The 23,700-nt window shown below is 61.8% G+C and carries 14 protein-coding genes and 2 pseudogenes; 4 read left to right on the forward strand and 12 right to left on the reverse strand.

From position 1 onward, the window contains the following. Window position 1: 1 nt before the first annotated feature. From RMR04_RS24795 to RMR04_RS24810, 4 genes are read right to left on the reverse strand one after another with little or no spacing between them, the layout of a single operon-like run. Entirely contained in the window at window positions 2–1,201 is a 1,200-nt protein-coding gene (locus RMR04_RS24795) for a hypothetical protein (RefSeq protein ID WP_311911140.1), read from the reverse strand. Window position 1,202: 1 nt separating this feature from the next. Then, window positions 1,203–3,044 carry an ATP-binding protein gene (locus tag RMR04_RS24800; protein WP_311911141.1) on the reverse strand — a complete coding sequence of 614 codons (1,842 nt, stop codon included), beginning with the start codon at window positions 3,042–3,044 and terminating at the stop codon, window positions 1,203–1,205. Further along, window positions 2,963–3,439, reverse strand: a complete 477-nt coding sequence (locus RMR04_RS24805; protein ID WP_311911142.1) for an ATP-binding protein — start codon at window positions 3,437–3,439, stop codon at window positions 2,963–2,965. The genes RMR04_RS24800 and RMR04_RS24805 overlap by 82 nt, the downstream gene beginning before the upstream one ends. Window positions 3,440–3,473: 34 nt before the next feature. After that, entirely contained in the window at window positions 3,474–4,583 is a 1,110-nt protein-coding gene (locus RMR04_RS24810) for a DNA cytosine methyltransferase (protein WP_311911143.1), read from the reverse strand. Between the two features lie 331 nt (window positions 4,584–4,914). Here RMR04_RS24810 and RMR04_RS24815 point away from each other — a divergent pair, with 331 nt between their 5' ends. Then, the gene (locus RMR04_RS24815) at window positions 4,915–5,793 is read left to right on the forward strand and encodes a hypothetical protein (RefSeq protein WP_311911144.1); all 879 of its coding nucleotides are present in this window, start codon (window positions 4,915–4,917) and stop codon (window positions 5,791–5,793) included. Window positions 5,794–5,806: 13 nt separating this feature from the next. Continuing rightward, window positions 5,807–6,109 carry a hypothetical protein gene (locus RMR04_RS24820; protein ID WP_311911145.1) on the forward strand — a complete coding sequence of 101 codons (303 nt, stop codon included), beginning with the start codon at window positions 5,807–5,809 and terminating at the stop codon, window positions 6,107–6,109. Window positions 6,110–6,161: 52 nt separating this feature from the next. Here RMR04_RS24820 and RMR04_RS24825 read toward each other — a convergent pair whose 3' ends face one another. From RMR04_RS24825 to RMR04_RS24845, 5 genes are read right to left on the reverse strand one after another with little or no spacing between them, the layout of a single operon-like run. Further along, the gene (locus RMR04_RS24825; protein ID WP_311911146.1) at window positions 6,162–6,608 is read right to left on the reverse strand and encodes a very short patch repair endonuclease; all 447 of its coding nucleotides are present in this window, start codon (window positions 6,606–6,608) and stop codon (window positions 6,162–6,164) included. A 17-nt stretch (window positions 6,609–6,625) separates the two neighbouring features. Then, window positions 6,626–12,499, reverse strand: coding sequence for a DEAD/DEAH box helicase (locus RMR04_RS24830; RefSeq protein WP_311911147.1), 5,874 nt, complete (start codon window positions 12,497–12,499; stop codon window positions 6,626–6,628). Beyond that, complete coding sequence (locus RMR04_RS24835; protein WP_311911148.1) at window positions 12,496–14,553, reverse strand: hypothetical protein; 2,058 nt, start codon at window positions 14,551–14,553, stop codon at window positions 12,496–12,498. The genes RMR04_RS24830 and RMR04_RS24835 overlap by 4 nt, the downstream gene beginning before the upstream one ends. After that, the gene (locus tag RMR04_RS24840; protein WP_311911149.1) at window positions 14,547–17,183 is read right to left on the reverse strand and encodes a hypothetical protein; all 2,637 of its coding nucleotides are present in this window, start codon (window positions 17,181–17,183) and stop codon (window positions 14,547–14,549) included. The genes RMR04_RS24835 and RMR04_RS24840 overlap by 7 nt, the downstream gene beginning before the upstream one ends. Then, a complete protein-coding gene (locus RMR04_RS24845) occupies window positions 17,180–18,166 on the reverse strand; it encodes a DNA cytosine methyltransferase (RefSeq protein WP_311911150.1) in 987 nt (328 codons plus the stop codon). The genes RMR04_RS24840 and RMR04_RS24845 overlap by 4 nt, the downstream gene beginning before the upstream one ends. 375 nt (window positions 18,167–18,541) lie before the next feature. Here RMR04_RS24845 and RMR04_RS24850 point away from each other — a divergent pair. Next, a pseudogene (locus RMR04_RS24850) lies at window positions 18,542–18,817 on the forward strand (IS630 family transposase); the annotation flags it as partial. Between the two features lie 175 nt (window positions 18,818–18,992). Here RMR04_RS24850 and RMR04_RS24855 read toward each other — a convergent pair. After that, window positions 18,993–19,271, reverse strand: a pseudogene (locus tag RMR04_RS24855) (efflux transporter periplasmic adaptor subunit); the annotation flags it as partial. 346 nt (window positions 19,272–19,617) lie between these two features. On the opposite strand from RMR04_RS24855, the gene RMR04_RS24860 reads away from it, so the two are divergent. Then, window positions 19,618–20,451, forward strand: coding sequence for a GntR family transcriptional regulator (locus tag RMR04_RS24860; RefSeq protein WP_311911151.1), 834 nt, complete (start codon window positions 19,618–19,620; stop codon window positions 20,449–20,451). Window positions 20,452–21,024: 573 nt separating this feature from the next. On the opposite strand, the gene RMR04_RS24865 is transcribed toward RMR04_RS24860, so the two are convergent. Together RMR04_RS24865 and RMR04_RS24870 are read right to left on the reverse strand one after the other, a co-directional pair. Next, entirely contained in the window at window positions 21,025–22,482 is a 1,458-nt protein-coding gene (locus RMR04_RS24865) for an ATP-grasp domain-containing protein (RefSeq protein WP_311911152.1), read from the reverse strand. After that, window positions 22,409–23,413, reverse strand: coding sequence for a class I SAM-dependent methyltransferase (locus RMR04_RS24870; RefSeq protein ID WP_311911153.1), 1,005 nt, complete (start codon window positions 23,411–23,413; stop codon window positions 22,409–22,411). The genes RMR04_RS24865 and RMR04_RS24870 overlap by 74 nt, the downstream gene beginning before the upstream one ends. Between the last annotated feature and the right edge of the window lie 287 nt (window positions 23,414–23,700).

Raw genomic sequence — 23,700 nt, forward strand, 5'->3', positions numbered from 1 at the left:
GTCAGCCGAACTGGAGGCGCCGCTTCGGGCCGTACGACACGACATTTTCCAGGTTCTCGATCGCGCGGCGATCGCCGAAATTGTGGAAATCGGCCCGGAAGCGAACGAGGCGGTCGGCGGCGACGAACCTGGATGTGTCCTCCGCGAGATAGAAGCGCTCGGCTCCCTTCTCGATGAATTCGTCCTGAAGGGTGTCGAACGCCTCGTCGCCGATCATGCGATGCCAGTCGAAGACGTCTCGACCGATGACTGCGCTCGCGACAGCGTTGTGATACCTTTCGAGAAGGTTCCATCGCAGCAGGCGCCGGGGCTCGGCCGCGGCGGCTATCCAGTGCGCGGCGTCGCCCATCGCCCCCTCGTTGGCGATCAGGAATGGCATCCGGTCGATCAGATGAGCCGCGTCTATGAGTACGTTCATCGGACGCAGCACCGCGCGCTCCATCCACTTGACGAGCCGAAACGCCGCGAACCGGAACAGATAGTGCGGAGAGTGACGTTCGAGATTGCCCAAGGCCTTTTCGTCGAACTTTTCTTTCAGGAAGTCCTTTACGGTCAGAGCCGTGAGATCCTCGACCGTTTCCGCGTTCTGACTGAGAAAGCCGAACGCCGTGTCGGATATCTCTCCCAGCGCGTCGGCCGAAAGACCGAGAAGCGGCATAATCGGCGCTGCCAGCGTTCCGTTGTCGAAAGCGCCGGTGAGCTTTCGCGCCGACGCCAGCAATGTCGGCACCGGTGTCCAAGTCGTCGGATCGAACCTTCCCTCTTGGGGTTTCAGCTCTTCCCAAAGTGCTTTTTCACCGACGAGGTGGGCCGAGATGTTGAGATCAGCGTGGCTATCAAGATGCCCTCGCATCCCTAAATCGAAATCGGCCACCTTGAACTGGTTCATGACCACGACGACCCCGCAGTCCGAGTAGCCACGGGCTAACCTGGCGACGCCCTCGCCGGTCGTGCGACTGCCGTCGTTGTCCAAGTGCAACAGGTCGAAGTCGATGACCAGCACGTCGACTTCATCGAACTCGGTCCGCCCTGCGGGCGGATCCAAATCGAGTTCCGCCGCAGTCTTCCGCTTGAGCAACTTCGACACCTCCGCGATCGCGTTGTCCATGCGCTTCACGTCGGCGTCGGGAACGACGGCGCAGATCTTCTCGACGCAGATCGCCGACAGGTCCTCGGAGTCGTCGCAAACCCTGATCTTCATCCTATTGCTCCGCTCGCCAACTCAACTCGAAGGTCGTGCTCCACTCCCTCCCCTCCGGCGGCACGAAGGCGACTTCGCAATTCCGGTTCGACGCGATCATCTCGACGATCGTCAGACCGAGGCCGGTCCCGCCCATGCCGAGTTCGCGGCGCTCGTCCGAGATCGATGATCGGCGAACGAAGGGCTTGAACATCTCGTCGGCGCCCTCGCCGATACCTACGCCGTTGTCGGATACGCGGACGAAGCCATGTCGATTTCGAATGCCGGAGGAAATCCGTATCCGAGGCGCTTCCTCGTCTAGTGTCGCGTTGGCCGCGTTCAGCAGCACGTTTTGGAAGATCGCATTCCACTCGGCGAAGGCTGCCGGGGGGAACTGCAAGCCCCGCTGCATGGCGAACTCGACGACGACCTTGCCCAACAGCGGCTTCAGGTTGGAGACCGCGGAGCGTGCCACGGCCTCGCATTCCATCGGCTCGATGCTGTCTCGGTCGTCCGCCTCCATTAGCGGCAGGAACAGATTCCTCGTCGCCTCGAAGCGGTTCAACCAAGCCACCAGGGCGTCCGACGTCTCCTTCAGTTCCGGGATGGAGTGTGCCTTCGCGATCGCAGCCAACTTATGGAGTTTCGCTCGCGCATCACGGACGTCCTTGCGCGTCTCGTGCTCAATGGCCAACGCCGCCATGCCGGCGGACGCGAGGGGGCCGAGGAACGCGCGCGACGCCTCGTCGCTTTCCCGAACCCGTTCAAGGCTATCCTCGACGTCGTCGAGTTCGGAGCCAATGACCTCGATCGTCTCGTCTTCAGGGTGCGCCGCGATCGCGTCATCGACCAGACGGCGCAAACGGCGCAGCTTGGATTCCGGGCGCTCCGACGGCCGGACGACGTCGATCGCCTCTGCCGTGAGCCGCCGCTTCAAGGCGGCGTAGTAATCCAAGGATTGGCGGACGCTCCGTTGAAGCGTCTCGAACGCGTTGTTGGCGACGAGCCGATCCCGCGAGACCTGGATCTTCAGGTAATCGCCCGAACTCTTGCGATCGCCGGCCGCGAGGCGTCCCTCGCGTGACGTGTTCACGTTGACGACGCCGAAGATCCGCCCTTGGGTCGGCAGATCGTTTAAAGCTCGCGTGACGTGGAGATGATCGGGAAGGAGCTTCGACCGATTCTTGCGATGCGAGTGATCGTACTCAAGACCCAGCCAGTCGTTCTCTGCGCCGTAATAGGGAAGACGGAAGCCCTTGTCGTAGACCGTGACGCCGCCGTACTTCTCGAAATACTGACGCATGTCCTGCACGGAGACGCCTCCGGCCTGTCTCCCCGCCAGATTGAACACGCGGATTTCCCAATTGGCCTCTCGGAGCTCGCCGGTGACGGGAAAGATCTCGGAGTACGTCTCGTCGCCGCCAAACTCAACCGTGACGTGCGACGATACAGAAGCGCCGTCTCGCTCGATACGGCCGCGGATCACCGCCTGGTAGTTGTCCAACGCCTGCGTGAGTTGCTGCTCGAACGCCTCGTCGATGCCGGGCAGGTCGGTCTTGAACTGAACGTGGAAATCGTTCGCGTCGCCCCTACGGCGCCGATTGACGCCAAACAGGTAGAACGGTGAATTCAACATCCAGATCTGGCGCCCGAGTTCCTTGATCTCGTCTTCGTCCCAAACCTGTTTGAGGTCTTCAAGGATGACGATCGTCCCGTGCTTCGATACCCTCGGATAGATCAATCGATCGGACGGCTCGACCCGGTAGTCCGCCGTCGCTTCGGTCAGGCTGCCCTGCTCGATCGCGCTTTCCCAATTGACGAAGGCGTGCAGACGATCGTCAGAGCCGTCGGCCGTTGTGACCAACTGCATCTTCTCGGCGAGGAACTGTGCCGCCAGACGGCCGACTCCTTCGAGCCCGTGACGCGGCGGCCCAGCTTGCGGCTCCGCTCCGCGCCTTGCTTGTGCCGCGTGCCGACGGTCATCCAGTAGCCGAGGAACTCGTTCCGGCTCATGCCATGGCCGTCGTCGGAAACGACGATCCGGTCATCCGTGATCTCGATGACGCACCGGGTCGCGTCGGCGTCGTAGGAGTTCTTGATCAGCTCCGCCAGCGCGATGTACGGCTTGCCGACGAGCCGCTCCCCGAGCTCGCGCAGAAGGGCGGAATCCGCCTTGAACTTGGCGATCTCGTTCTCAGCCGCACTCAGCTCTTCGTCGAACTCGCCGATGGCGGCCTGCGGCTCTTCGGTCGTCGTCAAGCTCATTTCGCGGACCTGAGCCTTTTCACCGCCCTCATGCCGAGAACTCGTCGAGGTGAGAACGAACCCGCCGGGCGATCGCCCGTGCCAGCTCGACGGGCACGGCATTACCGATGAGCCGTCCCACCGTCTTGATCTCGATGGAGGCGCCTTCCGGCGCGAATGCATAGTCGGCCGGGAACGTTTGAATCAGCGCTCCCTCGCGCAAGGATATCGCGCGATCCTGTTCGGGATGCCCGAACCTGCCATTCCCGAAGCCATAGAATTGCGTCGTCATCGTCGGCGCGGGCTCGTCCCATTTCATTCGTCCATAGACGGAGGAATATCCTCGCCCGGTCGGTTGTTTATGGCAATCGGTGACAAGGTCATCGGCCCAGTCGCGCCAGCTTCCGCCGGGCCTGGACGCGCGCATCCGGCTCTCGTTCACCGACGACAGCGCGCTGCTGCGGTGGAGTGGATCGTCGCAATCCTGGGCACCGGCGGAAAGCGGCGGAAGGCCTTCGATGGCCGCCCTTACGGTGGGATGGCGATCCTTCGAATGGGTTTTCGCCGGCAATCCGGGCGGGCCCAGCCGGGAGGCTAGGAGAACCAACCGGCTGCGGGACTGCGGCACTCCGTAATCGGGGCAGTACGCCACGGTCCAGTCGACGAAGTAATCGGCGTTCCGGAGGGCCCTGACAAAGGTGTTGAAAACAGTGGACTCCCGGAATTTCAGCAGGCGCGGCACGTTCTCCATCGAAACGACCTCGGGAAGCAGTCGCAGCACGAGGCGGGTAAAGTGCTCAAGGAGCTGCCATCTTTCGTCCTCGCGACCCTGTGAGTAACGGGAGAAGGGTTGGCACGGTGCGCATCCGAGAATCACGCGGGGCGTTCCGGGCACGAATAGGCGATCGAGCTTCTCGGCATCGAGTTCGGCGACGTCCGCAGCCAGGAATGGTGCTGCGTTGTTTCGCTCGTACGGGAAGCGGCATTTTTCGTCCACGTCGACGCCGGCCCCAATTGCGAAGCCTTCGAGCTTGAAGCCATGGGACAATGCCCCGGCCCCGCAAAACACGTCGACTACGGATCCGGCCGGCTTGATCGCCTGCGCGACGGCCCGCGGCGTGCGTTCGCGCAGCGCATCGATTCCGAACAGATCACTCACACGCAACTCTCGCCAACTCGGGGGCGACTTGAAGGCCCCACGGCCAAGCTGCCATGGAGATACTCAATTAATTACAAACGTTTCGCGGATTTGGACTGGCACGGAGAAACACTCGTCTCGACGAAATTTCGACAACGACCTATGACTCAGGACGCCCTGATACGAGACCTCCAGCGGGAATAGGCTGCCTCTTGGGTGACATCGCATGCCGTGGATCGCACTGGCGGCGACCAACTGGAATACGCCGAGGGACACCCATGCACGCTCCGGCACCAACCGTCGCGATCGACGCGGAGACGCTGTGCGCTCGCTAGCCTCTGGGAAAGTCGCAATGGATCGTCTGAATCTGGAGCAGACTTCTTGGGAATGGGCGCAGGAGGGATTGGCCGCTCTGCGCGAGATGTTGCCGTTGATGGCGCCTTTAAGTGCCTACCGTTTCGACGACCCATCAGCTGCATCTTCGGTGAGAGACTTGGCAACCGCTGCGGCCCGCTCTGCGGAAAGCGCGACACTTCTCTGCGCGTATGGCCAACTCTGGGACAGCGAACTAGCCATGCGTTCCACCATGGAGGCGTCACTCAAGTTCTGCTACATCCTTCAGGCACCGCACACCTTTGCCGAACGTTCGCGGGAATATTCCCAGGACCTGTTCGAAATCGGACTGCTGAGGGATCACAACAAAATTTCATCCTTCCTCGCGGAGCTGTCGGCTGCGTCCGCGAGCCAACTGCGGCCTCTGACGGATCGCATTCTTGAACCCGACCAAGTGGACCGGATACAGGCGCGACTTCCTAGACCGGTCCGCGCCGCCGTGGAAGGCCGGTGGGGCTTCACCGGCATGCTCGGCGCTCTGGATCGGTCAAACGATGACCTTTTCTCAGGCATCGCGGGAATGGCACATAGCTACTCAATGGCGAGCCACATCATGCACGCCGATCCCATCGGCGCGATGATGCCATTGGAACGCGATCACAGGTCCCCCGAAGCGCGCGCCGCATCCCACGCGGTCCATCTCGCTCGCCTCATCCTGGACGCGCTCATCTGTCATCGCCTCCGCCTTCTGGTAGCTTACCGCTTCGTCGGTGCGCACCGGGACGGGCTCGCGCGGGCGGACGAACTCGTCAATGCCGCGAACCGAAGGCACGACGAGGCCTACCGCACATTCGCGCAGGTCGAATATCCCGACGACTCTGCGGCCGCGATGCGATGACCCGCGTTGATACTTGGATCGGCCGCGCTACTATCGGGAGATGAAGCCTGCTCCAACCCTGCCCGATGGCGAATACCCTTTCAGGGAAGACGTCTATCCCCTCGCCGACCTCGCGATGTCGGAAGCCCCGCCAGAGCTGGCCAGCTTCCTGATCGCGCAGGCCGAGACCAACGGCATCAAGCTGGTCAGGGACGAAGTTGTCGAGCTGGTTTGCCGGGGCGAAGGCACCCCCGAACAGCGGTTCACGATCTACTGGCCATCAGCCGCCGGCATGCACGTTCTGGTGCCTAAGAGGCACGTCGTGGGCCGGGCTTAGGAATCCTGCTCCCTTCCGATCCCGCTCGCGACCTTCAGCGCGGCTCGATGCGTTAGGTCCGGGAGGGAAACTCGGAAACGGGATCGGACCTCTGAAGCCAATCCATCACGAATGCTCCGCAGGCATCGACGCTGCCCTTGCCGGTGATGCCGCACTGCCAGACCGTAAGCACGCGCCACCCGGCGCGGGAGAGCGTCTCGATGGCGCGTCGATCCCGTTCCTCGTTAGCCCTGAACTTCGCGTTCCAGAAGGGCTCGTTCGACTTCGGCGTCGTTGTCATCGAGCAGCCATGGCGATGCCAGAAGCAACCGTGGACGAAGATGCAGGCGCGCCACCTCGGCAGAACGATGTCGGGCCGGCCGGCGAGAAGCTTCGCATGAAGGCGGAAGCGCAGTCCGCGCGCATGCAGCGCCGACCGCAGCGCCATCTCGGGCTTGGTGTCCTTGGACCGGACGCTGCGCATGATCGCGGATCGCTTCGTCGCATCGACCCGATCCATACGCAGATCCCCTGTCGTCAGCCGACATCCCTGTTACGCGCGGTCTCCAACGCGGATACCGGGCGCCGGCTGGCGTCGAATACATCGACGAAGAAGAGGTCGGCGCCTCCGGCCTGCGAAAACGCGCTCTTGAACGGCTCGGTTCCGAGCGTGCCGTTGCCGACGCGCCAGAAGGGGTGGACCATCATGTAGAAGCGGTCGCCGCGATCGGTGCGTTCGCGGATGCCGGGAATGCCGCGATCGCCCAGATCGAGCGGCGTCCGCTTGATCGCGTTGAGGTGGCAAAGCTCGTCGCGGACGGACCGCGCCAGCCGGGGCCAGTCCGCAAGCTCGATGTTCCGATCCCAGACGCCATCGAGCCCGGATCGATAGTCAGGTTCGACAAGGGCACGAAAGAATCCCAGACCCAGCCGCCAGTCCAGAAGGCCGTGATATTGCCGGTTGCCGTATCGCTGCATGCATCGGTAGCAGGCCTGCGCGCAGTCCTCCCGATGCCTTGTCTCGCGGAAGGTGCGGACGATGGCATCGTCTTCGTCGTCGAGCATTGAGCGCATGAGGCGCGCGATCGTCGGGCCGCCGTCGGCCTCACGTTCGGCCAGTCGCCGGCAGAAACCGGCGCCGTTGACCAGGTTGTCGGCGATCTGGAGCATGGGCAGGCCATTTCGCAGGCGCGGCTCCAGGGCCTCGAACTCGTCGGGATCAATGTCGAGTTCCAGCGAGGCCCGCTGGAGCAGAAGCTGGGTGGCGCTGACGGCAGCGGCGCGAATGGGGGCCTGGTACGGTGACCTGCCCAGAGCTCCCAGCCGGAGCCCGGCCGGGATGCTCCTCAGGCCAAGATACAGGGCCTCGGTCGGCTTTCTGGACAGAAGCCGAATGCCCTCCATCTCGGTGCCGTCGACCGGCTCCCAGTCGAACCGGTTGGAGGATGCCTCCTCCGTCACAAACTGGTTTTCGAGCCTGGGCCGATTCTTGACCCACATCCCTCGCGGCATGTTGACCGCCTTCTGGTGAGCCATGCGGACGGCATACCCCTCGGGCTCCGCGTCCCCGTCGGTCTGGGGGCCGTCGTTCATCCGGAGGATGGAGGCGCCGGAGCCGGCGTGGAGGGAGAGGTTGGTCCCGGGCACCGCTTCGACCTGGACGTCCCGGATCTCGGCTGCCACGACCCGCCGCACCGGCACGACATCGCGGTCGTCGTTGGTTTCCTCGGCTCGGAACGACGTCCTGAAGCCGGATGGGACGTGATACGGGCGGGCGTCGTCGGGCGTGACGTCCGCTCCGCAATCCACGCACTGGAACGTGTCCAGTGGGCGCTCGTCGTGAAGCGTGCGGCCGCGGCACATCGGGCATGCCGAGACATGGTGCGACGAGTCCCACCAAGCGTTCGCCGGTGTAACGGGGAGAGCGAAACCGCCGTGGATGGTCGGGCGCATCAAGCCGCCCGTGAAGCCGATTGCCTTGTGCTTCTGCTTGTCCCTCGTCAGCGTCTGGCCGGGTGAGAACTCGAAGATCGCGACGTCGAGATCGCGGTCCACCGCATCCCAGGCGACCTTCTTGCTGCCGTCCGCTCTCAGGCCGAGATAGAGGTTCCGGACGCGCGTGGGCATCCCGTACATCGGGAAGAAGCCCTTCTCGGCCAGAAACTGGGCCAATCCCTCGTCGAAATACCGCCCCGACGCCTGATGCTCCATAACTTGGCCCATCGTGGCATCGACGGGCGACCGGGCGACGAGCTCGGCGGCCCGGCCCTCGATGCCCTTGCCGATGACGGCGGCGAACTCGTCGCGTGTTGTGATCGAGCGCTCCAGCGCCGCGGCCAGCAAGTCGGGCCAGGGCGAGCCCTCGCCGTAGAACAGCGCCGCCGGCACGAACTCGCCGTGCACGTCGTTGGCGCCGGGATCGTCACCGGGATAATCCGCGCCGAATTGCACCTTGAGCTGCTCGAACGCGGCAGCCAACCAGACCTTCCGCACCAGGCGTAACGGGATATCGAGGTGATCGACGGCAAGGAACGGTGGCGGCGGCAGGTCGCCTGTGATGGCCTGAGGGGATCGGAAGTAGTGCAGATCGTGGCTACGGCTGCGGCACAGGGTGACGACGAGGGAATAGGATTGCCCCCGGCGGCCCGCGCGACCGACGCGCTGCTGGTAGTTGAACCGTTGCGGCGGCATGTTGGCCTGGTAGACCGCTTGCAAGGCGCCGATGTCGATACCGACCTCCATGGTGGTCGTGACGGAAAGCAGGTCGATTTCGGAGGCGGCCTTCTGCAACTTGCGATCGACCTTGGACTGGTCGGCGACGAAGATCCCCTTGAAGCGCCGCAGGCGATCGGCCGGGCTGCCGGTCTGGCCGGTCAGCTCCTCGCAACGCAGCCTGAAGCCCGAGACGTTCTCCTTGCGGCCGCGGGAGATACGCTCGGCGAGGAAGTTCTTGGCCCACAGGTCGCGGGCCTCGCCGGTCTTGGCCGCATCGAGCGGATTGCGGCAGCGCGTGCAGAAGCCGACGCCGCGGTGAAGGTGGACGCGTGAGCAGCGCTCGCAACGCCAGTAGGGATCTTCGGCCTTCATCATCCTCACGCCCAGTAACTGGGCGTCGATCTTGCCGTCGGGATGCTTGAGCGCCCTCAACGATGCCAGGACAGATTGGACCTCCAGATCCGGGTCGGCCTCCCTCACGGCCTTTGCCAAGGCGTAGACACGGTTGCCCTTTGGGACGCTGTCGATCCAGGGCGTCGCGTCGTCGGCGAGGTATTTGTTCGACGAGACGCGATAGGCGTCGCCGAACGTGCGCAGCCACGCATCGAGCCGGTCCGCATCGGACGGCACGTGATCGGTGAACAGCGTGGGATAGCCCAGCCCGGTCTCCTCCAGGGCGAAGTAGGTTCGCGAGAAGAGAACCTCGTCGACATGAGGATCCTGCTTGGCGATGACGTCGTTGCGGACCTCCTGCATTTCCTGGCTCTCGACGCCGGTCGTCTTCCAAACGAGCCGATCGCCCTCGCGCTCGAACAGATCGGGCCAATCGAACTTCTTGAACCGCTTCACGCCGACGTCGTCGGTCGGGTGGATGCCGAGCTTCAGCATTTCCTGAAGCATGGGGCTGGGGGATTTTCCCGCCAGCGCGATCGGCTGCTCGACGATCGTCGAAAGCGGGATGCGATCCTTGCCCGACGCGTTGGTCATGGCCTCGATCTTGATCGCCAAGGCAGGCATCAAGGCCCATTGCTTCTTGGCTTGCAGCTCGGTCATCTCATCCGCAAGCCGGGCGATCTCCTCCGCGTTGTCGGCCGAGTTCGCGACCCTGTTCGCGATCTCCATGATCATCAGCCGGCGCAGGTCCTGGTAGTGGGCGCGCTCGATCTCCATGGCCGCGTTGGCCGCGTCCTGCCGGCTGTCGGAGAAGGCCACCGCCTTGGCCAGCGAGCCGCTCGCGTGCAGCACCTCGAACATCTCGGTAGCGAGCAACTGCGAGGTCTTGTTAAAACCGGTTCGGAAGCTTCTGATCGGGGAGAAGCGCGGCTTGTGCCTGAGGGCGTAACTCACGCTGCACGCGGGGCAGCAATCTGGTCCCGCTGTGCCGACGCTGTCAGGATTGCGCTTTTTGGATCGGTGCGGCGTCGCGCAGTGGAAGAGCCTCCCCGGAATCAAGGTCGGATCGACCGACCCCGGGAGCCCCTTTCTCAGGACGCCAGTGTTCGTATCCAGCGTGCTCTCGACCCAGTCCTCGGAATCGCCCGCGCCAGCCGGCTTGCGGGTGGACGGCCAGAACATCGCGAACTCGTTGTAGCTCAGCTGCTCGTAGTGCCCGACGCCACCCGCTTCCGGCAACGCACCCAGGTCGGGCGTGGAGGGAAGCAGCTCGATATCGGACGAGCCATTGGCCTGTACGCCGCGCATGCCTCCTACGAATACCTCGCCGCAGGCCTCGCAGTAGATGAGCTCGAACTTGCGTTGGTGGCGATCGCCGGTCGTCGTGTAGGTCAACCCACGATCGACCGTCACGCCGCCATACGCGATGCTGTCGGTCTCGGCCTCACGGATGGGCGTCGCGAACAGTCCCTCGATGCTGCGCACGAACTGGTGGATGCGGAAGCTGGGGGTCGTGTCGGAGATCTGGACCCCGAACTTTTTCTTCGCAATGTCGCCGATGCCCCGGAGAACGGCCAGACCCCGCGTCGCCTTGCGCTCGCCTTCGCCCGCGCCGCCGAAAAGCCGTTCCGCGATCGCCGCGACCGAATGGGCTCGAACGGTCAGCTTGTCGCCTTCGCCCGAGGACCTGCACGCCCAGACGAGAGCGCCGGCCGCGGCCTCGATGGCTTCCTTCAACAGCGTCTCGAACGGGATGTCGCGGCCGCCGTTCGTCAACGCACGGTGACATGACGCCAACGCGTGACGGACCTCCGGCGTGTCGTCCACCGAGCGGACGAGTTCGCCCTCGACGGCGAGAGCGTCGACGAGGGCTCGGAAAGGCACCGGGTCGAGGTTGGCGGCGGCGGGCTTGGAGGGGAGCACCTGTTCGCCGGGAACGATGCACTCGGACCAGCGGCCACGATCCTGGAAGCCGACATCGGCGGCCGTGCGGCTCGTCCCGAACGGCCCGAAGAAGCTGTCGAGATACTTGAGGCTGCGTTCCCCCTGCTCGCCGACGACAGGAAGCGACGCGCTCGATGCGAGTATCCGAAGCTTGTGCCGGCGATCCGGCTCATGCAGGCCGAGGCGATGGACGAGGGCCCGGATCAGCCCGGCGGTCTCCGTGCCGGCCGAGCCCCGGATCAAATGGAGCTCGTCGAGCACCAGGTAGAAGTAGGCGTCGGGGTCCGTCTCAAGCCAATCGCGGGTCTGCTTGAAGATCGGCGCCTCGACCTCGCGCGCAAGCATGGTCCCCAACATCGAGGAGTTGGTGACCAGGATGTCGGGCGCGTGGGACTGCATATCCCAGCGGGTGAGCATCTCGGCCCCGTCGGTCGCCGGGAACAGATAGCGGGTGAGCTCGGGCTCCCCTCCGGTTTCCTTGTCGTGGATGCAGGCGTAGTGGTGCCCGTCCTCGAACTCCTTCAGGCTGTCCGCGAGTTCGGCGATCTTGCGCTCGCGCCGCTTCTTCTGCTGGGTCTCGTCCGCGCGGCGAGGATGGTCGAGGAACCCTGTCACGGGTGTCGCGCCGGTATAGCGTCCGAAGAAGATCCGGTTGCCCTCAAGGTGGCGGTCCATGGCCAGGCGCGCCTCCGGGGAATCGAGCGTGCGGCGAAGGCGCGTCATCTGGTCCTCGACCAGCGCGTTCATCGGATAGAGGATCAACGCCCGCATGGCAGCGCGACGGGACTTGGGCTCTCCGCTCCTCTTGGGAACGAACTTTCCGGGGCTCTGATGCCACCAGCGTCCCTTGAGATAAGTGGGGTCCGGGGCCGTCCACTTCTTCGCCTCGTTCGCCAAGGCGGCGAGAACCGGCAGCATGAACGACTCTGTTTTGCCCGATCCTGTGCCCGACGTGACGATGCCCGGCTGACCGGCCCGCGTGCCCCGCGCGAGCATCTTCATCTGGTGAACGTAGGGCTTGAAGGTCACCGGGCTTCGCCGCGCGATCGGGCCACCCGCAATGTCCTCGCCGGGGAACAGGCCCGACAGCACGATCTCCACGAAGGCGGCGCGCGAGGCCGGCGGAAGGTGGCCGATCGGATTGTCCGCCCACTCCTCCAGCAGTTTCTCCACGCGGTAATCGCAAGTCAGGTATCGCGGGACGGGTTCGAGGTAAGGCTCGGCCGCAAGCGTGCCGGGATCCCGGAGCAGGACGCGACGCGTTTCGGCGAGGTCCTCGTCGCGGATGCGATAGGCCGTATCGAGATAGGTCAGGAAGAAGTTGCGCAGGCGTTCGAACCCGCCGATCGGATCGATCATGACGTCTTCCTCTCGGCGTGGATTTCGGCGACCGCCTCGCTGCGACCGACGGTGGGATCGGACTTCGATGGCAGCAGCGCGTTCACGGCGAAGTCGCAGGCCTTCCCGGGTTCGAGCCAGGCCAGGGCCGACGAATGGATCGCCAGCAGCCTATTGGCGGCATCGCCGCCTTCGACACCGCTTCCTGCGACCCTCGCCAGCAACGACCGGCGGTCAGTCGGCGTAAGGGCCGAGCGCGTCGGTCCTGCCAGGTATCGAAGGTCGGCGGCCTCGATCCCCCCACCCGACACAATTGCCGCCAACGCGTCGGTCTTCACGTTGGCGACGATCATCGGATGAAGACCCCGCTCCGTCGCATCGAGCGGCATTTCCACGGTCCCGGGGGACAGCGTCGCGACCAAGAGGAGGTTGTCGGGCCGGTTGGACCGATACAGGCTCTTGAAGCGCGCGAACCATTCCGAAAGCGAAGCGCGATCGACGTCGTCCAGGCAGACGAACTGAACCTTGGAGCCGTCCGCGATCGCAGCTTGCCAGGCCAGCGCCAACGGCGTCGCGGTGCCCGAGCCCGCACGTCGCCACAGATCCTCGGGCCCGAGGATGGAAGGGTCCAGCGGCATCCTGGCCAGAGCCCCAGCGGCCACGACGCTCGCATAGCAGCCCAGCAGCAGTTCCGCGGAGTTGCCGACGACGACGGGGATCTCGCCGGCGCGCGCGAAGATGTCCAAGCGGCGGATGAATTCCTCATCGAGGCCGCTCGATGCGGCCGCCATTCGAGCGATCTCGGGCAGGTCCTTGATGGCGATCGCGCCGACGTCGCTCCGTCGAGGATTGGACCACGGGGCATCTTGGATGCCGACAGGAGCGGGACCCGGGGTGGGCGGTGGTGCGACGGCGCCCGTCGCCTCCATGATTTGCGACAATGTCCGACCGGTCTCGCGGATATCCCTCATGATGTCGCCGAGCCCAGCACTCAGGCCTGCGACACCGGCCTCGACGAGTCCCTCGACGCGCTGGAGTTCCTCGGACTTCACGACGAGCGCGGACTTCGCATCGGCGATCTCGGCCGAGAGGGCCTCCAGTTCCAGCAGGCGGTCCGCGATGCCCGCCTCCACCTCGCTGACGATCTCCGGACGAATGCGCTCGATCTCGCGAAGCCGGATCGCTCCCGCCTCCTCCTCCGAGAGCTTCGTCAGCCCATTCTTGATCGTCTGGTCCGCGAACAATGCCTCGGCGATCGCCGTGGCCGCGCCCGTCTCGCGATCGAGCTTGGTGAGGAACTCGCCCAGTCGATCGCGCGCCGCGTCGTTGGCGCCAGTGGCCTCGCCGATGATCTCCCCGTCGCGCAACATGTTGTGGAGCCTGCTCGACAGGCGATCGTTGACGACGAAGTCTTCGGTGCCGTGGCGAAGGCGCGCTATCTTGTTTATGCGCTTAACGAGGGTCTGCAGGAACGCGAGGTCCGTCTCCCAATTCACGTAGCCCACGACATCGCGAGGCACCTGGCCGGGCAATAGGAACCGGCGTCCCTCGATCGCCACCCAGTCGAAATCGCCGGCCGGCCTGGCATAGGCGGGAACCCGGTCGGCGTGCTCCAGATGAGATAGCACCCAGGTCGTCGGGCCCGACCTTTGCATTCGCGGAAACGCGACGCGGCTCGCATCGAGCGGCACGATCAGGGAGGAATCCTCCTGCGAGCCCCTGTCGACACCCGACCTCATGATCAGGTCCCGGCGCTCATCCGCGGATGCGATCTCCAGCAGATGGGCGATCTCGATCGCCTCGTCGACGCGGTCGGTGCTGTAGTCGTCGCGGGCTCCGGCCTTGGCGTTCACCGCGATCGTGAACAGGGCGACGTAACCGTTCGACTTCCGGATGATCCTGGGATCGAGGCTGAAGACGCGTCCCTCATCCGGAAAGTCCGCCGGATCGACCTCAACCCAGCCTTCCGGCCGCGCGACGGCGGCTGGTTGCAGCCAGGCGCCGGTCGAATTGCCGAAGGTCTTGTGCCCGATGAATATCTGATTGCCTTCGAGGTCGGTCTCGTGCCTCAGCATCGTTCGACCTCATCCCGTTGTATGGCCATGTTCCTGGACCTGGCGGTCCCTCTCGCCCGGCCGAGGACCAACGAGCGCAAAATGTCTTGCCGGTTGTCGCTAGTCCATTTCGGCATCTCGAACGTCGCGCCCAGCCAGCCGGACAGGATGGTTGCATCCTCCGGCCTGCAGCCGGTCACGTAGCGGCGGGCGCCAAGGTTCGCGAAATCCAATGCGGGGCCACAGCCGTTCCGCAGCATGAGGTAACGGGTGATCTGGACTGGAAGCGCGCCTGCAAGCGAAAGACGCTCGACGAGCCCCTGGTCGCCGATGAAGCGAAAGGCCGGCTTCCCCGCCAGCCGATGGGCCATCAGTATCGCGGCCGATCGCCCATCGAGCAGGTGTTTGACGTCGTTGCCGGTCGTCACGCGATAGACGTCGGCTGCGTTCGGCTTGAGGGTCGTCAGCCTTTCGAGTCGGACCGCCCCGGCGTCGGCTCGATCGCCTTTCGCGAAGCGTCCCGAAGACCAGTTCCAGGACGACGCGACGATGCGATGGTTCTCGCTGTAGAGGGTCGGTCGAAACTGGATCGCCGATCCCTGTAGCGGGACCTCGACCTGGGCTCTTCGCAGGTCCATCTGCATCGCTGCCGCGAAGGCTTCGGGCTGCGTGCCTTTGACGTTGCCGGACGGAATGGCCCAGCCGGCGGCCGACCTACGCCACTCGACCGTCCCCCCCATCTCCTTGGCCGTGCGCTCGAAGCGACGACGCGTGAGTTCGGGAACGGCGCCATCGAGCAGGAGCGCGTCGCCCTTCGGATACGCCAGCAAGCGCGGTGGCCGCAGGAACCAGCGTCGGGCTCGCCAATGGCGCGAGACCCGTGGTTCCATCCAGCCGCTGTCGGCCAGCAATTGAAGCACGTCCCAGACCGCGTAGGGCGTCGGCAGGCGGGGAGCGATCAGCCCGACGATGTCCTGTTCGGACCAACCTCGCCTGCCTTTCGCGAACACCGCCTCAAGCAGATCCATGAAAGCGGCATCGGTCACGCCCCCGGCCCAGTGCGGGTCGACGAGATCTACGGCCGACGGCGTGCACGCCGTCAGACTAGGCTCGTCCGGGCGCCAACCGTCGGCCAGTTCGTCGGGCTCGATGAAGGGGAATTCCCTGGCATGGGGCTCGAACACCAGGTTCGGCTCGGCCTGAACCACCCCGCCTTCGGCTACGGCGATCCTCCAGACCCCTTCGATCGGACCATCGGCGGCCAACCGAACGAGACGACCGTCGATCGAAGCCGTCACCGAGCCGTGCGATCCGTCGAATGCAGTGGGCGTGGCGGCGCAACCCTCGGCCGCCTCGATGACGGGGAGGAAGCCCGGGCGGCCCAAATAGGCCTTGTCCATCCTGATGCCGCCGGCCACCCGAACCCTTGCCAGTTCTGGCGCGGGATCCGGCCGTCGACCCGTCAGCCGATGGATGACACCGAGCGCCTGCGCATGCGTGACCCCGTCAAGAAGGCACCAGCCATCCTTCCCGGCGCGCGGGAGATCGTGCTTGCGGAGGTGATCGTCCCGCACAAGCAGACGGACGTTCGCTCCGGTGGGCACGCGCTCGGCTCGCCAGAGACCCCACTCGATCTCCGAGAACGGCAAGACACCGTCAGCGAAGCTGCGCGCCAGCGAAGGCGGGACGGACGGAGGCGGGCTCGCGAGAAGATCCAGGATTTCGTCGCGAGCCGCAGCGATGCTGACGACGTCCTGGTCGGAGGAAAGCTGGACCTGTCCGGTCAGCCTCTGGATCACGCGTCCGATATCTGTCCGAACCGAATAGGCGTGCTGGCCGTCGGAGTCTGTCGTGAGGTCTATCTCGAACGTCGCATCAACGCCTGGACCTGGCGCCGCCTGCCGCAAGCCCAGGACGCCGACCCAAAAGGGGTGGTCCGCGAGCAGGCGCTCCCCGAGCTGGCGCCTGGCGTGAAAATCATTGAACGCATGAAGAAAGCCGGCTGACCAGTTGAGACCGAGTTCCGGCACGACGATGGAGATTAGCTCGCTTGCGCTGGGAGACGGCAAGTCGCCGAAATGACCGAACAGGCGGTTCATCTTGCCGAGATCGTGTCGGGAGGGAAAGGCGATGCGGATGGAATAGCCGATCTGCTTCATCGTCCCGTAGTCGGGCAAGACGACATTGCGATAGCCTTGGCCCGTGCTGCGCTTGCTCTCGATCCACCTGGGCAGCTTCTCCCACAGTAGTCTGAGGCCCGTGAGGGATCGGATGCCTTGACCCATCTTCAGGATATCCTGCAGGCGGTCGCGGTAATCCCCGGATGAAGCGACTTCCGGCGCAACAGATGCGACATGGCAGGACAAGACCAGGTAGCTGAAGAAGCCGGGGACCCGCAGACCGATGGGGGGCGGGAGCGACTGGCCATGGGTCAACGCATCGATCAACGCTTTCCGTTCGAAGATCTTGAGGAACCCTTCGAGGGCCTCTGCAGCTTCGCTCGGCCCTTTGCCGACAGCACGCGCAAGCTCGACGCCCGACACATCGAGGAAAGAGAGCGGCGCGGATCCGAACCCGCCGTCGGAACGGAGGTAGTGTCGCGTCAGCGCCTCCTCCCACCTCCAGAACGGCGTCATGTTCGGCAGGGTCATGTCTGTGCCGGATGACCCTGCACGTGTCGCAGGACGCTTCGTCCGATCGCCTCGCCGAGCTTCACCGGCACCGCGTTTCCGATCAGCCGCCCGATCGTTTTCCGCGCGATCGGTTCGCCGGGCTTCACGAAGCGGTATTCCGGCGGGAAGGACTGGAGGATTGCCCCTTCGCGAAGCGAGATCGCCCGATCCTGGACCGGGTGCCCGAAGCGTCCGCTGCCGAAGCCATAATACTGGGTCGTGATCGTCGGAGCGGGCTCGTCCCAAGGCATGCGACCATAGACGCCGGGATAGGTCTTGCCGGTATCCTTGTCGTGGCACTTGGCCACCAGGTCGGCCGGCCAGTCGCGCCAGGTTCCACCGGGCCTCGATGCGCGGATGCGCTTGAGGTTGATCGGTGCCAGGTCGGCAGCGCTGTGAAGCGGATCTCCCGGCCAGCTCTCGCCGGCCTCGATGCGCGGCAGGTGACCGATGACGTCCCGGACGGTCGCGCTCGCCGTCTCCTCGGCATCGAGCAGCTCGATGGGCCCAAGCTTGGACGCCAGCAGCACCATGCGGCGACGGGCCTGCGGGACGCCGTAGCGGACGCATTCCACCACTTGATGGGAGACCGTGAAGCCGTTGTCCTCAAGCGACCGCACGAAATCCTGGAAGACGGTCTCGCGCTCGACCTGGGGGACGTTCTCCATCGTCACGATGTTGGCGTCGGCCTCGACGACAAGGCGGCCGAACTCGGCCAGCAGGTTCCAGCGGCTGTCCTCGGACGGCTTGCGCGCCTGGCTGTAGGTCGAGAAGGGCTGGCAGGGCGCGCAACCGGCGAGCAGCCGGAAACGAGCGTTGCCGAATGCCGCGCAGATCTCCCCCCCGGTCACCTCCGATACCGACTTGGGCAGGAAGGCCGCTTCGTTGTTGGCCGTGTAGGGATACTCGCAATCCGGATCGAGATCGACGCCAAGGCGCACGTCGATGCCGGCGCGCGCCATTCCGTGGGTCAGTCCGCCTGCGCCGCAGAACAGGTCGACAGCCACGACGCTAGTCGAAGCGGCGGGCGCTGGTTTAGCTGGCTTCTTGGGTAGACGTGGCACGCGCGAATCCTAATCTTTCCAATTGCGCGCATGATGCCATGGGGACACGCAAACGAAAGAGTCATTGCCCGCGAAAGTTATGGATGATGAACCGTCCTTTCGTAGGGCGGCTCACTTTGATAGCGGTGCGCGGCGATTGTGCAACGTTGAAAGCCTGCTCCTGCAGGGTCGCTAATGGATTGGCCGGGACGAAAGGGTCCGGGTTGGGATTCGGCGCGGCGGCGTGCGAGTCTGCGGTATGCGTACTGGCGATGTCGTCCACCCACAAGCCACAAGGTGATCGAATGGCTGGGCCAACATACCCGCTGGACGTTCCACTTCACGCCCACCTCCGCCAGCTGGCTCAACGCCGTCGAGGGCTTTTTCGCCATCCTCACCAGGCGTCGTCTCAAGCGGGGCGTTTTCAAGGGCATCGTCGATCTACAGGTCGCCATTCACCGCTTCGTGGTCGACCACAACCAGCAGTCAAAGCCCTTCGTCTGGACCACCGATCCCGACAAAATCATCGCCGCCGCGCGCGGTCACCAGGTGCTGGAGCCGATCCGCTAACCTTGGCCATGGCAGTGCAGTGGTTCGCGCCGAATGTCCGCTCTCCGGAACGCGACCAACGGGAAAGTTCGACCCAGAGCAGAAGTTGAGAACGTCCGGTTCCAGGCAAGCGATAAAGTGCGTTTTAATCAAACTGGCCCGCTCGGTTTCCAAGGAAATGCCGAGCATCCGGCTGTCAGAACGGGTTGACGTAGTTGGTTATGGCGATCTGCCGGAGCAGGACCTTCCGGATCACGTGCGCCGCGGCGATCCTGTCGGTGAAGATGGCCGCATCGCCCGCGCTGCCCGCCGGCAGGGTCCGCGCGAAGGCGTCGTCGTCGAGCTTGACCCGGACGACGAACGGCGCCGCCTCGATAGCTTTCGGCGTCGCCGCCGAACCGGAAGTCTGCACCTGGCCCGTGGCGACGGCCTGAAGGACGCTCTCGACCTTGCCCGTTTGTACGGTGCCGGGAGCGACCATTTTTACATTTAACTGCAGAGCCCCAACAGGGGGATCAATCCGATCACGGAAATCCTTCCGCCATTGAAACAGCTGGCTCACGTGAATGCCGGCGGCGCGGCGAGCTCTGACGAGAAAACTCCAGGCTCGAACAATGCTGCGACAAGCCGCCCCTTCTCCTCCCGAGACCACCGACTATGGCGCTCGACAGACCTGATCGCCACGATGCGAGACAGCATCATAGTGCTACTCCTAGGATTGCCTCTAGGAGTATCCCTTCCGCGTCGACAAGCAGCACGCCTCGAGCCAAGGCATACGGCCCGGCTGCGGTGCTTGCGACATCAGCAGAGGCCTCCTCTCTATGTATGATGCAAGCCTCTTGCTTAAAATTGGCGCGCATATTATCGCCAATTTGGGCCTTAGGATGCAACTGGAGATTGGGCTGGGGTCGATGATTAGCGTTCCACTGTCGGAGCAAAGACTTTTGAAACTAGTACGGTCGGAGAAGAAAACGGTGGGCCGCCAGCTAGAATTCCCTTCAGACGAAGTTGTCTCAGAGCACGCTAACCTGGAGCACCCTCAACGAAGATTAGGCTTAGAGGCCGTGATTGAAGCGGTAGCTCAAGATATCTACGCTGGAAGGCTTGCACCTGGCCAGTGGCTGAAGCAAATTGATTTGGTCGAGCGTTATCAAGCCAAACGCTTCGACGTCCGGCGGGCGCTCGATAAGCTTGCGGAGAAGCATCTTGTAGAACATCTGCCTAATCGGGGTTACAAAGTCTATTCGGACAGCGTTCGCCGGGCTGCTGACATCCGAGGTGTATGTACCATCTTAGAAGCAGCTGCGGTAGACGACATCATTGAACGGGTAAGTGATGATGATGTGGATACTGCATACGCACTCGCCCAGCGTTTTGCGATAATTTTAGAACATGGAACCCCAATAGAGCTCTCTGAGACCAAACTTGCCTTTCATAGACACCTCTTCAACCTCTGCGCGAACAAAGAACTTGTTCGCCTGATTTTTGAGTGGCGTGGCCGTTTTGCTCCGACACTGGTGAGTGAATGCCCGGATCGTATGCAGAACGAGAAGATCAACATCGAGCATTTCGCTATAGTAGATGCGCTCGGCGCACGCGATAGCAAGCGCCTGAGAGAGCTCGTAAGTTCCCATACACCTCTCAGGGTTCTTTGACTCGGTAAAGGATGAACTGTCCTCAGCTATGCGTAGCTTTCACAAGCTATACCCCGGCGGTCGAGCATGAACCCAAGCAGCCTGCAGAGCTCGAGACCGCCGCGCTTTCCAAGCGCTAGAGCTCACAGTTTTCTGGGGAGACCGCACTTGTTTCGTGCGGGCCGGTCGGCACGCAGGCGCGGTTTGTGGACGGCGTGCGTCAGGCAGGGGGGCTGTTTGGCCTTACGACAGCGACGCTCTGCGAGATTAAACGAGCGGGTGCAGTGCACGGGCCAAGGTCCGCGCCAGCCCCTGACACCGCGATATGTCACAGGCACAGCGCCAGCGCCCGTCGCTTCGTCTGCCCGAAGGGCGCCAAGCCCGCCGGAAACGAACCCAGCGCTGGATAAAACTGGGATCAACGTCAACGACAGTCGAAATACCCGACCATGGCGGCGGCCAAACTCACCAGTCTCATTTTACCCTCGCAATCTCGCGCAAAACTCGCTGACGCTCTAGTGACCTGGAGTGTAAAATCAACACCAGGTCAATGTCCAGGTCAACAGCTACGCAGAAGCAAGAAAGCCTCCGATCTCATCGAGAACTCCAGATCAAACGAACCTTATTGTATGCTTCGTCCGCCGCCGCGGATGCTGCGATTTCAGTGGGCGCCACCGTTAGAACGTGACCAAATCGATCTGATCCGCCTCCAAGATAGGTATATTTCTCCCAGAGCCTAAGTCTACTTTTTACATCAGTAACATATTTTGTTTTAATTGCCAAATCTAGACCATATATATCAATCGGAACCCCAGATCTATCAATAGATAGATACCGTAATGACGCTGCGTTGTGAGTTGACCGCTCCAAACGCACTTCCTTTCCACAAGATTGGAGAACGTGCGCCTGTACCAAGTCTATCCCATAACCGACGCGCCCCATTTCCGCGATCATTCCTCCAGGCAACCTCGGATTTACTTCAATAATTTTGGGCATGTGCTCCCTATCAAGCCTGATCTGAATGTGAGCTGGCCCCCAGGAGATATTAAGCTTCTCTACGGTTTGTTCGACAGCCGATAACACTCGCTTGGTATGCGGATCACTCCAGTCCATAATTAAATCGCGCCCCGGCGCGAGCGATGATATTCCGCCAGATGGCGTATGTATACTTACTATCTGCGCCTTCCCGTTAAACGTAGTTACAGCATACTCGCATCCGGGAACATATTCTTCTATCAAAACGTCATCGGTTAATCTAGAAACATAATGCGACCACTCCAACTTATCCTTCTCATTCGTTATAGAACGAAAATGAGATACAGCTTCTTCTTCGCTATGGCACAATTTCACAAACGCTCCTCCGGCATTTGAGGCGGGTTTGATAATGACGGGCAGTCCGTACGCACATATAAATTCATGTATATGATCTGAATTGCGAACTATACGATATTTTGGATTCAGATCCGTTTCCGATGCGAGAGCCTCCCGCATTAAGTGCTTTGATTTACAAACTATAACAGAAGAAACGGTCGGTCCGGGCAAATTAAAAGCCACAGCCAGCTCAGCAGCTTGCCGCACATAATAATCAAACGTAGAAATTATACCGGATATTTTATGTTCATTCGATAATATTTTTACCTCCCGCAAAAGAGCGGAATAATTATCCGTATCGGCCTGTATAACACACACGTTTTGTAAAAATGTATATCTCGACGGGTTAGCTGTAATCAGAATCGGCTGCATTCCCGCATCGATAGACGCTTGCATCGCAGCTTCGCCGGCACCCGCTTGAGACGCTTCTACAAAAATTACGGTTTCCATCGCATCACCCAGTGTTGGTTTCATACGTTCAATTTTTGCGCGCCCATTACGAAGCGCACCTACACCGCCCCCCTCCATTTCGACGGGGGGCTTATCTCCGCCCGCTGGACGTGCAATGAATGCACTCAAAGGAAGTGTCCGCTTATCATTGCAGGAATTATGATTTTTTTCCGACTGCAACGAGCGCATCGCGCGCAACTGTCGCGCAGTATTCACTGCCAGTGAATTCAATCGTTATAGCTCCAAACAAACCCTCAACGATAGGCTCCAAGTTGCGAACTATATCTGACCGATCTTCTCCAATTTTTATTAAATCATACATGTAGTAAAGGTGCATAATAGCGTTTTCTTTTGCCTCGTCAGGCGTTCGGCCTCTCAGTGTAAACGGATCGTGCATGTCAAAAACATCAAAATCTCTGAATCCCGCCTGTACGAATAATTCCTTCAACTCTTCGCGAGTGAAATGAGGGTGAGGATGACCTGTACGAGAGTATGGATGAACAACCGCCTCAAACCAATTTGCGGATGGCTTTCCAATTTCAAAATCGTGAAAAGCTATAATCCCGCCCGGCTTCAGAGTACGGTGAGCTTCTCTTACCGCTATTTCACGATCTTCTCCGGCAATATGATGACTGCCGTACGCAATGAGCACGCCATCAAGTACGTCGTTTCGAAAAAGACTCCGGGTAGCGGATTGGCGCACGCAACTATACTTATTGCTATAGCACTTATCTATCATATATTTCGATATATCGGCAGTTATGATATTTAAATTATCAATCTCCATCGTTTTTGCGAAACGCGCAACAGTTCCATCTCCACCTAATACGTCAAGAACAAAGAAATCGCCGCCTTTAAACATTGTATTCTTAAAATCGAACAAATTTATTAGATATTCCATGCCAATTCGACGGTTATCAATGGAACGTTGCGCATAATTATAAGCAATTCCGCGTCCACCAACCCCATCAACCTCAAATTCCCAAGATTCGTTGTTAATACCATCGACATAAACTTTCATACTATCAGATCTTAGAAAATCTATATCTAACATGTTATAAATTTTCGGGTGATTCTGGTGCAAATAATCCAGATATTCGTTATAATTCACGCCAGTCAAATATTCTGTCATGGATGCAGGCGTAGACACATTCAAAGACATAAGAACTCCTCCAATTTGAATCTTTGGCTGGGCTAATCAAACGGTCCGATTGGTATGTTACTGACGAGTGGGCCAACGCGCTACCCTAGCGTGCAAAAATCGCGAAGCGGCTTGCCCCCTGATAAGTGGCTCTCCTTCCAGGAGGTTTTTGAGCCTTATGATCCAGTCCTATTTTTTGGACAGCCGGAAGGTAGAGCTTTCCGGCCTTAGTCACACTGGCGGGCTGGGTGCGCCCCCCAAGGTTCCGCAATCAGGTCAGCCGCTTATGGCCGATGGCCCGATGCGGC

Origin of the sequence: Bosea sp. 685, assembly GCF_031884435.1 — a bacterium.
Classification (GTDB): Bacteria; Pseudomonadota; Alphaproteobacteria; order Rhizobiales; family Beijerinckiaceae; genus Allobosea.